13 protein-coding genes are annotated in these 11,498 nt (G+C 39.9%); 5 read left to right on the plus strand and 8 right to left on the minus strand.

All coding sequences use genetic code 11. The annotated features are described in order from the left end of the window. Positions 1-44: 44 nt before the first annotated feature. Both EHO65_RS16715 and acs read right to left on the minus strand, forming a co-directional pair. A complete protein-coding gene (locus EHO65_RS16715) occupies positions 45-842 on the minus strand; it encodes a cobalamin-binding protein (protein WP_135775675.1) in 798 nt (265 codons plus the stop codon). Beyond that, on the minus strand, positions 839-2,806 hold the full coding sequence (gene acs / locus EHO65_RS16720; RefSeq protein ID WP_135775676.1) for an acetate--CoA ligase: 1,968 nt from the start codon (positions 2,804-2,806) through the stop codon (positions 839-841). Before acs ends, EHO65_RS16715 begins: the two co-directional genes overlap by 4 nt. A gap of 155 nt (positions 2,807-2,961) precedes the next feature. Here acs and EHO65_RS16725 point away from each other — a divergent pair, with 155 nt between their 5' ends. Then, a complete protein-coding gene (locus tag EHO65_RS16725) occupies positions 2,962-3,705 on the plus strand; it encodes a lysophospholipid acyltransferase family protein (protein WP_135775677.1) in 744 nt (247 codons plus the stop codon). On the opposite strand, the gene folE is transcribed toward EHO65_RS16725, so the two are convergent. Then, positions 3,662-4,213, minus strand: coding sequence for a GTP cyclohydrolase I FolE (folE, locus tag EHO65_RS16730; RefSeq protein WP_008591026.1), 552 nt, complete (start codon positions 4,211-4,213; stop codon positions 3,662-3,664). The two genes, EHO65_RS16725 and folE, sit on opposite strands and share 44 nt — an antisense overlap. 140 nt (positions 4,214-4,353) lie before the next feature. Here folE and EHO65_RS16735 point away from each other — a divergent pair, with 140 nt between their 5' ends. Then, positions 4,354-5,478: a glycosyltransferase family 4 protein gene (locus EHO65_RS16735; RefSeq protein ID WP_135775678.1), complete on the plus strand. Its 1,125-nt coding sequence runs from the start codon at positions 4,354-4,356 to the stop codon at positions 5,476-5,478. Position 5,479: 1 nt separating this feature from the next. Here the strand turns inward: EHO65_RS16735 and EHO65_RS16740 are convergent, their stop codons facing one another. From EHO65_RS16740 to rocD, 4 genes are all read right to left on the minus strand, one after another. Next, a complete protein-coding gene (locus EHO65_RS16740; RefSeq protein WP_135775679.1) occupies positions 5,480-5,671 on the minus strand; it encodes a DUF1289 domain-containing protein in 192 nt (63 codons plus the stop codon). 8 nt (positions 5,672-5,679) lie between these two features. After that, positions 5,680-7,458 carry a cation:proton antiporter gene (locus EHO65_RS16745; protein WP_135775680.1) on the minus strand — a complete coding sequence of 593 codons (1,779 nt, stop codon included), beginning with the start codon at positions 7,456-7,458 and terminating at the stop codon, positions 5,680-5,682. 139 nt (positions 7,459-7,597) lie between these two features. After that, positions 7,598-7,927, minus strand: coding sequence for a hypothetical protein (locus EHO65_RS16750; RefSeq protein WP_135775681.1), 330 nt, complete (start codon positions 7,925-7,927; stop codon positions 7,598-7,600). A gap of 26 nt (positions 7,928-7,953) precedes the next feature. Then, entirely contained in the window at positions 7,954-9,189 is a 1,236-nt protein-coding gene (gene rocD, locus EHO65_RS16755) for an ornithine--oxo-acid transaminase (protein WP_135775682.1), read from the minus strand. 145 nt (positions 9,190-9,334) lie between these two features. Here rocD and EHO65_RS16760 point away from each other — a divergent pair, with 145 nt between their 5' ends. From EHO65_RS16760 to EHO65_RS16770, 3 genes are read left to right on the plus strand one after another with little or no spacing between them, the layout of a single operon-like run. Beyond that, positions 9,335-9,661, plus strand: coding sequence for a TRL-like family protein (locus tag EHO65_RS16760; RefSeq protein ID WP_167482050.1), 327 nt, complete (start codon positions 9,335-9,337; stop codon positions 9,659-9,661). Continuing rightward, on the plus strand, positions 9,658-10,248 hold the full coding sequence (locus tag EHO65_RS16765) for a hypothetical protein (RefSeq protein WP_135775684.1): 591 nt from the start codon (positions 9,658-9,660) through the stop codon (positions 10,246-10,248). The genes EHO65_RS16760 and EHO65_RS16765 overlap by 4 nt, the downstream gene beginning before the upstream one ends. After that, a complete protein-coding gene (locus tag EHO65_RS16770; RefSeq protein ID WP_135775685.1) occupies positions 10,229-10,618 on the plus strand; it encodes a DUF423 domain-containing protein in 390 nt (129 codons plus the stop codon). Before EHO65_RS16765 ends, EHO65_RS16770 begins: the two co-directional genes overlap by 20 nt. 3 nt (positions 10,619-10,621) lie before the next feature. Here the strand turns inward: EHO65_RS16770 and EHO65_RS16775 are convergent, their stop codons facing one another. Beyond that, positions 10,622-11,269 carry an NADPH-dependent F420 reductase gene (locus EHO65_RS16775; RefSeq protein WP_135775686.1) on the minus strand — a complete coding sequence of 216 codons (648 nt, stop codon included), beginning with the start codon at positions 11,267-11,269 and terminating at the stop codon, positions 10,622-10,624. Between the last annotated feature and the right edge of the window lie 229 nt (positions 11,270-11,498).

The following is an 11,498-nucleotide window of genomic DNA, read 5'->3' on the forward strand; positions in this document are numbered from 1 at the left end:
TTTGATTTTTATTTATTAAATTCGCTTAATATCTTGTTTGGATTTTAAGAAAGAGAAGTTCTCACTACTTCTAAAATACGATCCATTTCCAGGATACCTTCTTCAAATAAGGCAGGTCCTGGTTGTAAAATGATCGCTGGGTCCATTTCGAAAATTTTATCGTTTTTGATCGCAGGAATATCTTTCCATTCTTCTCGGGTACGGACCCATTCGAAGTCCATGGGTTTTCCACACCAGCTTCCGATAATCAGGTCCGGTTTTGCATCCGCTACTTCATGAAGACTTATTATCCTGTCTTTGGCCAAGGATTTTTCTTTTAGATGTCCGAAACAATCTACTGCTCCGACAATCTCCAATAATTCGGAAACCCATCTGATCCCAGTGATAATCGGATGATCCCATTCTTGGAAAAACACCTTAAGCTTCGGTTTAGAAGAAGAATGTTCTTTGATCTCGTTTAATTTTTTCTTATACGATTCTACAAGTTTAGAAACCTGTTCCGATTTTCCGATCAGTGATCCCACCATTAATATAGTTTGGAAAATTTCCTCTAAACTTCTTTGGTTGGTGATAAGAACATTCAGCCCTTCTTTCACAAGATCATGAGAAAGTTGTGCCTGGATGTCCGAGAATCCGACGACCAGATCCGGATCTAACTCTTTGATCCTCTTTATGTTTCCGTTAATAAAAGCGGATACTCTAGGCTTTTCTTCTTTTGCCTGAGGAGGTCTTTCGGTATAAGCAGAGATGCCCACGATCCGATCTTCTTCTCCTAATAAATAGAGAAGCTCCGTAGTTTCTTCAGTTAAACAAACGATTCTTTGCGGACCGATTCTACTCAACTGTGATACTTCTTCTTATCTTCTATTAATTTTTCTACCACACTTGGATCAGCTAAGGTCGAGATATCTCCCAAACCTTCGAACTCGCCGGATGCTATCTTACGCAAAATCCTTCTCATAATTTTTCCGGATCTTGTTTTAGGAAGGCCAGGCGCCCAATGGATTACGTCAGGTCTCGCGATCTTTCCGATCATTTTTTCCACAGTAGTAATCAGTTCCTTTTTGAGAGAATCATTTGTAGTCACACCTTCTTTCACTGTGACATATGCATAAATTCCCTGGCCTTTGATATCATGTGGAAATCCTACAACCGCTGCTTCTGCAACGGAAAGATTTTCTACGAGTGCACTTTCTACTTCCGCGGAGCCGATCCTATGACCTGATACATTGATCACATCGTCTACACGACCGGTGATCCAATAGTATCCGTCTTTGTCTCTTCTTGCTCCGTCTCCTGTAAAATAGTAACCTTTATAAATGGAGAAGTAGGTATCGAAAAATCTTTTCGGATCCTTAAACACCCCTCTCATCATAGAAGGCCAAGGAGATTTGATCGCTAAGTTTCCAGAAACTTCTCCCTTGGAATTGATCTCTTTTCCTTCATCATCTAAAAGAACAGGTTGTACTCCAAAGAATGGAAGAGTAGCAGATCCAGGTTTTTGAGCAATTGCTCCAGGCAAAGGAGAGATCATGATCGCTCCGGTTTCTGTCTGCCACCAAGTGTCTACGATAGGACATTTGGATTTTCCAACATGTTTAAAATACCATTCCCATGCTTCCGGATTGATAGGCTCTCCTACGGATCCAATCAACCTAAGAGAACTTAGGTTTCTTTTTTCAATAGGATCGGTTCCTTCTCTCATTAGGGAACGGATGGCAGTCGGCGCAGTATAGAATACCGTAACCCCATGTTTATCGATCACATCCCAGAATCTTCCGACATCCGGATACGTAGGAACTCCTTCAAACATTATCGAAGTAGCTCCGTTAGAAAGTGGACCGTACACTAAATAACTATGACCTGTTACCCAACCAATATCAGCAGTACACCAATATGTATCCGTAGGTTTGATATCGAAAATATAATGAAAGGTCATATTGACCCCTAAAAGATATCCTCCAGTGGTATGAAGAACTCCTTTCGGTTTTCCGGTAGAACCTGAAGTATAAAGAATGAATAAAGGATCTTCCGAATCCATTTGTTCAGGTTTACAATATGCAGGAAGATTCGTGTCGTTCATCAGATAATGCCACCAACGATCCCTGCCTTCTTTCCAATTCAGTTCTGTTTCTTGTCCGGTCCTTCTGACAACGATCACATTATTTACTTTTTCAGAAGATTGATCTAAAGCAGTATCGACTGCCTTTTTCAGATCCAGACTTTTACCACCTCTATAACCTCCATCGGAAGTTACGATCAGTCTTGGTTTACAATCTTCTATCCTACTCTGTAGAGCTTCCGGAGAAAAACCTCCGAACACTACCGAGTGGATCGCGCCAATTCTTGTACATGCAAGAATAGTAATGGCTAGTTCAGGGATCATTGGTAAATAAACCATGACCACGTCACCTTTTCTGATCCCTGAATTTTTCAGAACGTTTGCGAACTTATTCACTTCACGATAAAGATCGTAGTAGGTATAAGTTTTAGATTCTTGGGGATTATCACCTTCCCAGATGATTGCAGCTTTATTCTTTAAAGGAGTGTCTATATAGCGGTCGAGGCAATTATAAGAGACATTGATCTTGCCTCCCTCGAACCATTTTACTTTTGCATTCTTAAAATCGTGATCTAAAACTTTGGTCCACTTTTTGAACCAGGTAAGTCTGGTAGAAGCTTCTCTGGCCCAGAATTTTTTAGGGTTCTCTATGGATTCTTTGTATAATGCCTTATAATCTTTGAGATTGATATTCGCTGTTTTTTTAAAATTAGCGAATGGCTGGACGATTCTTTCTTTCGACATGGCTTATTCCTTCGCAATCGAATACGAAACTTTTTAATTTCCGTATTGTCCACTCATTCTTCTAACCAAATTGTATGAGAGTTTTTTATGTAAAATCTCGCCTGTTATGTAAAAAAAGAATTCTCCCCCGACCGTATTTCAGCAGGCTCGGCTCAATGTCAGAAAAATTGGATACTCGGGAAAGTTGGAAGCGTAGGTTCCTAGTTTGGTTGGTGCCTACAATTGTAGTTTTTTTACAAAGGATCATAGGACTCACCTCCAAAAAGGTAGAATTAGGTAAGGAGCATTTTAATTCTCTTTATCCTTTGAAGAAACCGTTTATCCTCTGCGTTTGGCATACGAACGTTCTTTATTCGCCATACTTAAATAAGAATCGTAAGTTAGCAGTTTTGATCTCCGAATCTAAGGACGGGGATTTTATTACCGGAGTGGTGCATAGATTCGGTAATGGAAGTATTCGTGGGAGTTCCTCAAAAGGTGGCTCGAAAGCTCTTAAGGCGATGATCGTTCACTTAAGAAAAAATCTTCCTGCAGCATTTACTCCCGATGGGCCTAGAGGTCCGGCTTGGATTGTTCAGCCTGGAGTGATTGCCGCTGCTCAAGTCTCTCAGGTCCCAATCTTACCTTTTCATTATGAATGTACAAAACAATGGATTGCGGAAAAGTCTTGGGATAAACATAGGATTCCAAAACCTTTCACTACTTTTGTAATCTCTTACGGAGAGCCAATCATGATCCCTAGAGATCTAGATGAGGCCGGCTTCGAAAGAGAAAGATTGAGAGTGGAGAAAGCAATGCTCGAAAATAAAAGTCGAGCAGAGCAAAAAGCGGAAGAACTTAGGATTAAAGCTGGGCTTAAGTCGAACCAGTCCGAATTAAATCCAGAAACTCACTCCTAGTTACCATATTCGTTTTAAATTCTCCGAGCATACAAGAAGTGAAAAGTTCGGAGTTTTGTTTTTCGACTCCTCTCATCATCATACAAAGATGTTTTGCTTTGATGACTACTGCGACGCCCAAAGGATCTAAAACTTCCATTAGGGCGTATGCTATTTGCTCAGTCATTCTTTCTTGAACCTGTAGCCTTCTTGCAAATACATCTACGATACGTGGGATCTTTGAAATCCCTATGATCTTTTTATTCGGAATATAACCTACGTGAGCCTTTCCAAAAAATGGAAGAAGATGATGTTCGCAAAGTGAATACATTTCGATATCTCGGACAAGAACCATACCTTGGCTGTCCTCTTCGAAGATCGCTCCGTTCACAATGGTATCTATGTCCGCCTTATAACCGGAAGTCAGGAATTCATAAGCTTTCCGGACCCTTTTAGGAGTGTTTAAAAGTCCTTCTCTATTCGGATCTTCTCCGATCGCTTTTAATATACTCGTTACTTCGTTTTCCAAGGTGTCTCTCCGTTCTTCGCTTCGAAAATGTATGTAGTTAGACTCGTCTGGACAAGTCTTGGCAATTTACTTCTCTTTTCAAGGGGAAAAGCGATTGGCTTGCCATTCCAACTTCATCTTATACGATGGTTTAATTTTCAATGGCGGCCAGAAGGATCAAAATCGGATTTGATGCAAGGATGATTGCCCATTCAGGGATCGGTTCTAGGGTCAAAGCACTTTTGATTTGGCTGGGAGATATTGCATCTAAGAAAGGGATCCGGATTACGCTTCTGGGAAATCCTGATCTTATACAAAAGAATCTTTCTCCAAAGGTCTTATCTAATTACGAAATTTTAGAATATAACGCAGGGATCTATTCTATCAAAGAATGGTTCGGCATTCCTGAGATGAAAGATTTTGACCTTTTGGATATCCCACATTTTAATGCGCCTTTAAAATTCTTAGATCGATGTGTTGTTACCATTCACGATATCATTCCATTCAGAATGAAACAGTTCCATTCTTCTTTTTTGAAACAGGCTTATATGAGGCTTGTGTTTTTGTTCATCAGAAAGAAGGCCAAAAAAATCATTACTGTTTCTGATTTTACCGCAAAAGATATTACGGAAGTTTTTTCTTTTTCCCCATCTCAAATGCAAACCATCTATAATGGCTTGGACACCAAAACTTTTTCTCCTAAAAGCGATTTAGAAAAGAAGAAGTTCCTGAAACAATATGCATTAAAACCTGGATATTTACTCAGCGTGGGGATCGGAAAGGAGCATAAGAATTTAGGATTCGTACTTGGGTCTCTCAAAAAACTTTGGTCCGAAAAAAAGATCAAAGCAGATTGGGTAATTGCGGGATCCGGCGGAAAACTTCCAGAGTATTTGGTAGAAGATGCAAGAGGTTGGGAAGATAGAATTAAACTAGTTCCGTATCTTTCGGAACAAGAATTGGCCACCTTATATTCCGCAGCAGGGTTACTTGTGTATCCTTCTTTATACGAAGGATTTGGATTTCCTCCTGTGGAGGCTCAGTCTTGCGGATGTCCCGTATATTCTTCTAACTCAAGTGTTCTTCCTGAAATTCTGGAAGATACTGCATTCTTCTTTGATCCTAAAGATTCCCTTTCTTTTGAAACAGGATTATTAAAACTAATGGATTCTCCAAAACTTCTAAGTTCTAAGACCAAAGCGGGTTTAAAAAATTCCAAAAGGTTTGATTGGAAAAAATCTGCAAATGAGATTGTAGAAGTATATTTGCGGTTGGTAAAGAACTGATTTAAGGATTTTTGAAAGAAGGTTTTCCAAGGGAAATTTTTCTTTCTTCTATTTTGAGTCGGATCGTTTTTCTTTCGTCTTCGGTATACATGGTCCATCTACCGATCTCCTCTAGGGTGCGATAACAACCCTCGCAGAGACCGGTCCGATAATCCATATTACATACTTTAATACATGGAGAACGAACAATCATCTTAAGAACTACTTGGTCTTTTTGACCTTCTTCTTATTCGACGCTGTTTTTTTAGGTTTTGCTTTTGCAGATTTAGCAATTGTTGTGCTTCCGTTTATATCTACCATTTGAGACAATTCGGTAAATAAAGAAAGTCCCGAAATTTTACCGGGAACGATTACGTGGGCCGCACCGTTATTTCTGAGAACTTCCGCCTCTTTAGGATCATCAGTAGTTAGGATGATTTTCGGTTGGTGATGTCTACAGATACTTTTTAAGGACTCAAGTAATCTACGATTGGTAGTTCCTTTTAGGATCATGTCGGAAACTGTACAGACGATATATCTTGCTTCTTCTATTCCTAAATGATGAAGGCTTTCCGGATTAGCTAAGTCTCCGTAAGCCCAACGAATTCCTTTGGATTCTAACGTTTGTCTGTAGATCGGATTAAAATCCACTACCAACATTCTTTTTAACCAAGAAGGTTTATCGTCTTCTATCCCGTCGATCAAACCTTGAGCGATCCTGAAATATCCTAATACTACGATATCCCTTTTGGTCTCTCCGGTTACTTGGGACTCTAATGGTTCTTTGTTTTCTTTTACTCCAAATAGAGATAAGAAAGAGATAATTCCTCTCGCGATCTTATCATTAAACAAGATCACATAAGTGGAAATAATAGAAGCGATGATCATAGAAGTAAGAACGATCGCCTGCAGATCTTTTCCAATATGTTCCTTTTGCACTCCAAGTGCTAAGATTACTAAAGAGAATTCTGAAATTTGCGCAAGGTTTAGGCCGGCAACAATACCCGCTCTTAAACCTTTGCCGGAGAAGAAAACAGTAGGAGCGATGATCAAGACCCTGCTCACCAAAACAAAACCTACAGCTAAAAATGCGAGGCCTAAGTCGCTTGCACTTGGAGCTTGGATTTTCATTCCGAGAGCTACGAAGAATAATGTAATGAAGAAGTCTCTGATCCCAGAAAGTTTACTGATCACATCCGCACCATAAGGGAAGGCAGCGATACTCACACCAGCGATCAATGCTCCCATCTCTTTAGAAAGTTCGAGCTTTTCTGCGACACCGCATAAGAAGAAACACCAAGCAATCGAAGTGATCAAAACTAATTCAGGTTTAGAAGCCGCGAATAGAAAAATTCTAGAAAGAATAAAACGACTGACCACGAAAGCGACAGCAACAAGAGCGATACCTTTTACCAAGGATCCAAGCACATTTAGGATCTGAGGATCTTGCAAGTCTGGCTGGATTCCCATAAATAGAATGGCCCAAATATCTTGTAAGACCAAAACACCTATAGTAAGACGCCCGGCTACAGTACTGATCTCGAACTTATCATGCAGGAGTTTGACCACGATCATCGTGGAACTGAGAGAAAGAGCGATAGCAAAGTATAGAAGATCGAAATTTCCTGGAGCAGGTGGGAAGAATGTGCGGAATGCAAACCAAGCGGCCGCAACACCTAAGAAGAATTGTAATACTCCCAGAGCGAACATGGATTTTCCCATTCTCGCCAATTCTTTCAGATCGATTTCTAAACCGATGATGAATAATAAAAGGATCAAACCGATCTCTGAGATCAGTTCTATACTTTCTTCACTTTTAACATAGCCAATGGTTAGCTTTCCACCTACATAAGGTCCGAATAACGGGCCGATGATCAAGCCTGCGATTACGTAACCCAAGACCAGAGGTTGTTTGAATGCTTTTGCTATGATTGCGAAGAGAGTCGCGAAAATAATACTAAGGGCGATATCAACTAATAGAGTAAGTGAATGATGTTCCATCTTTTCGGTGCGAATTCCCCTTAGATTAGTTTTGTTGGAAGGATATTACAAAAAGAAATTATTAAATGAATATAGTCTATTCACTTTTTAACACGGATTTTCATGTCCCGAGAATGGGGGAGCATAATCTTAGAAGATCTCAATCGTTGGATTTGAATAGATCCTTAACAGCATCTTTTGCTTTGGATAAAGTATAATCTTCTCGATCAATCAGTATAAAATCTAAATTTTCTTTTTCTATTCTGGCCAATACTTTGGCGATGTCTGCTGGAGATTTTAAGTTGGTGGCCAGATATTTGAATTTGGTCCCGCATTCCGGACACGATTTGTCCTTAGTATAATTCAGTCCCAGATGTTTACATTTTCCGCAAGTTCCGTAGAGATCATCTATGATCATCAATTGGGAAGAAACTTCGCTAACGCTCAGTATTTGCCAAACCCGGATGTACTTTTTGTCTTCAGCCGACATTCTTTTAAAAAAACGAATTCGAAAGATTAGTCAAGGGTTTTACGGATAGTTTGGAGAATGATAGAAGTCGCCTCTTCTATTTCGTTTTTTGAAATACATAGAGGAGGAGCAAATCGGATCGTATGATCGTGAGTTTGTTTGGCTAGAATTCCGGACTCCAACAGTTTGTAGCAGATCTTTTTCGCTCTTGGTCCTATTTCGTCCGGGAAAAATTCCACTGCGTTTAACAATCCTTTTCCTCTGATCTCTTTTACCTTGTTGGGATAATCAGATTTTAATACCTGTAGAGAAGAGCGAAATTCTGCCCCTCGTACTTCGGAGTTTTCGGAAAGATTTTCTTCTAATAATACTTGGATTGCGGTTTTGGCAACTGCGGCTGCTAAAGGATTTCCTCCGAATGTAGAGCCATGAGTTCCTGGTTTTAAGGTAAGGATGATCTCATCGGAACCCAAAACCGCAGAGACAGGAAGAGTTCCTCCCGACAATGCTTTGCCAAGTACGAGTAAATCTGGTTTTACATTCTCATGATCCGCAGCCAAAAGTTTTCCGGTCCTACCAAGGCCGGTTTGTACTTCGTCCAAGATCAAAAGTATATTATACTCGGAACAAAGTTTGCGCACTTCCTTTAGATAACCTTCTCTTGGAACGATTACTCCTGCTTCTCCCTGGATTGGCTCCACCATGAAAGCAGCTACATTAGGATCTTCTAATTCTCTTTTTAGCGCTTCAATATCGTTGAATGGAATAATGGAGAATCCTGGAACAAAAGGACCAAAATCTCCTCTGCTAGTAGGATCGGTGGATGCGGAGATTGCACCTATACTTCTCCCCCAAAAATTTCCGGAAGCAAAAACGATCTTAGCTTTGTCTGCAGGGATTCTTTTAACTTGGTAACCCCATCTTCTTGCAAGTTTGACGGATGTTTCTGCTGCTTCTACACCTGTGTTCATTGGGACCATTCTATCGAATCCAAATGTATCACATAAAAATTTTTCCATAGGACCTAGTTGGTCATTATAGAATGCTCTGGAAGTAAGAGTTAATCTTTCGGATTGGATCTTTAATGTTTCTATAATTTTAGGATGACAATGCCCTTGGTTCACAGCGCTGTATGCGGATAAAAAATCAAAATATCTTTTCCCATCCGTATCCCAAAGAAAGACACCTTTCCCTCTCTCTAACACAACGGGAAGAGGTTCGTAGTTAAATGCTCCGTACTCTTTTTCGGTATCGAAGTAAAATTGGGATGTTTGCGTGTGCATCGTACTTGATTCTAACCGGTTCAAGAGTCACACAAGGAGATTTCGGTATTTTACCTTGACTTTTGTGTTTCAACTTGTTGAAATTTATCGCATGCAATTCTCTTTCCCGAAAATATCCGCTTCTATACCGATCTTTTTTGCGATTATGTTCCTTACGAACTGTCTTTATACGAATATCAAATCTCCAGGCTGGTATTATTCTCAAAGTTATTCTGATGTAAGAGGAATGGAGCCGGTAGGAAAATTAGAAGGTGTGTCCTGCGGAACTAGCTGGCTTTGGATGGTCTATACAGGAGACGAGAGTTACGAAGCCGCCGTCCAAAATGCGATCAAGGATAAAGCGGACCTTCTATTCGATGTTCAAACAGATTATAGTTACAAATCCTTTATATTCGCTCTTTATTTTGAAAAATGTACAAGGGTAACTGGGATCGGAGTGAAACTTCCTCAAAGACTTCTGAAAAAAGAATGAAGCTCATTCCTTACAAACGGATCCTTTTTCTAATTCTGATCTTAGCTGAGTTCGTCGGTTGTATCCAGATAGGAGCAAGTGGTAGAGCCCTGGTTCGTAGGAACCCAGAACCTTATCCAACCGGGATCGGTATTCCGCCTGATAATGATGTTCATCTGAACGGTGCAAATTTTAGAGACCCTTCTATCCATTATGGAGAATCATCCACTAAGTTAAAGACTGGAGGTTTTGACGGTTACATTCGAACGACAACTTCTTTTCCTCATAAAGATATGTTCCATGCATCGTTGGATGGTTGGGATTGGTCTGAGCATAGGATCGTAAAATTCGAAGGAGCAAGTAAAGGTTGTCAATTCGGCGTACGTTTGTTTCTTCCCATTAAACGAGGGTCGAATGATGCATTCATTCCGATCCATTTTACTTTCGGGAACAAAAGTTTTTACGAAGACTTGGGCGAGCAGATGAAGTTGAATTCTATTGAAGCCTTATTCGATAGTAGGCTGGACGTGGAGTACACGGCATATATTTTCGGATTATTCAGAAGAAAATGTCTGAGGTTTCAAAGTTATGGCATCCAAAAATTCTAACTCTATTCCATTATTCTTATCTTCGATATTAGGTTTTCTAGCGGTGGCTCTGGGAGCATTCGGGGCTCACGGATTAAAATCAGTATTAACTCCTGACTTACTTGCGATTTACGAAACTGGAGCAAGATATCATCTCATCCATGCAGTAGTTTTACTCGTACTATCATTAAGCGGAAAACTTTCAGAATCCAAGTTTAGAAGGGTAGGTTTTTGGTCTATTCTAACTGGGATCTTAATTTTTTCCGGATCACTTTATGCTTTAGCGATCTCCGGTGTTCGTATCTTAGGAGCGATCACTCCTTTCGGCGGAGTGGCCTTATTATTAGGCTGGGCATGTATTGCCTACTCCGCTTTTTCGGATAAAGAATAAATTCTATCTGGTAATATGGAAATTAAAATCCGTATTACCAAAAGTTCCGTACAATCTTAACCAAAGCGGAAGTATCATTTCGGTTGCTCTTGCACCGGTGATATCTCCTAGGTCAATGATATTTTTCCAACCGAAATCCTTCGCTAAAAGTTCTGAAACTTTTTTCTTTGCTTCCGGATCGTTTCCGCAAACGAATACATCATGTTCACCGGGAATTCCGGAAGCGTTTACCATGATAGTACAATTCATTGTGTTGAGCGTTTTAACCACTTTCAGATCTGGAAAAGATTTTTGGATCGTTTCCCCTAAAGAATCATTTGTTCCGAAGATTAAACCGGGTGGTCTTCCTTTTGAGAAATCGAGTGCATTCGCAAGATCTACTAAAACTTTTCCTTTAAGCGTTTCTTCGCCGGCAGATCTTAAAACTTCTATACTAACTTCTCCCTTAGTACAGTTAAATAGAATGTCTCCGAAAGAAGCAGCATCCTTAAAGGTTCCTTGAGAAGCTTTACTTCCTGATTTGGAAACCCATTGGGCAGCCTTTTCATTTGTGGAGGAACGAGATCCCATTTTTACCTCGTGCCCTTTTTCGATTAGTTTGCTACCGATGGTTTCTCCGACCATTCCGGTGCCTAAAACTCCGATTTTCATTTATTTCTCCGAAGGTATAATTTCAAAATTCTTAAACGAGATCAGTTTAACTGTTTTTAGACAAAAGATCCAATGTATTGTTCTTTCTGTATCGGGAAAAAGAAATAAAACTGTCACTGTATTCCTTTTTAAAAATAGGGAATGATAGTTACGAAAATGAAAACCGAATATACGATTTTCCAAATCGATGCATTTACAGATTCCTTATTCAAAGGAAATCCTGCAGCAG

Source organism: Leptospira andrefontaineae (assembly GCF_004770105.1).
GTDB lineage: Bacteria > Spirochaetota > Leptospiria > Leptospirales > Leptospiraceae > Leptospira_B > Leptospira_B andrefontaineae.

Bases quoted from the DNA above. Each gene is read 5' to 3' on its own strand.
- acs (WP_135775676.1), bottom strand. From the start codon at position 2,806: ATGTCGAAAGAAAGAATCGTCCAGCCATTCGCTAATTTTAAAAAAACA.
- EHO65_RS16725 (WP_135775677.1), top strand. From the start codon at position 2,962: ATGTCAGAAAAATTGGATACTCGGGAAAGTTGGAAGCGTAGGTTCCTA.
- EHO65_RS16735 (WP_135775678.1), top strand. From the start codon at position 4,354: ATGGCGGCCAGAAGGATCAAAATCGGATTTGATGCAAGGATGATTGCC.
- EHO65_RS16740 (WP_135775679.1), bottom strand. From the start codon at position 5,671: ATGATTGTTCGTTCTCCATGTATTAAAGTATGTAATATGGATTATCGG.
- EHO65_RS16745 (WP_135775680.1), bottom strand. From the start codon at position 7,458: ATGGAACATCATTCACTTACTCTATTAGTTGATATCGCCCTTAGTATT.
- EHO65_RS16750 (WP_135775681.1), bottom strand. From the start codon at position 7,927: ATGTCGGCTGAAGACAAAAAGTACATCCGGGTTTGGCAAATACTGAGC.
- rocD (WP_135775682.1), bottom strand. From the start codon at position 9,189: ATGCACACGCAAACATCCCAATTTTACTTCGATACCGAAAAAGAGTAC.
- EHO65_RS16760 (WP_167482050.1), top strand. From the start codon at position 9,335: ATGTTCCTTACGAACTGTCTTTATACGAATATCAAATCTCCAGGCTGG.
- EHO65_RS16765 (WP_135775684.1), top strand. From the start codon at position 9,658: ATGAAGCTCATTCCTTACAAACGGATCCTTTTTCTAATTCTGATCTTA.
- EHO65_RS16770 (WP_135775685.1), top strand. From the start codon at position 10,229: ATGGCATCCAAAAATTCTAACTCTATTCCATTATTCTTATCTTCGATA.
- EHO65_RS16775 (WP_135775686.1), bottom strand. From the start codon at position 11,269: ATGAAAATCGGAGTTTTAGGCACCGGAATGGTCGGAGAAACCATCGGT.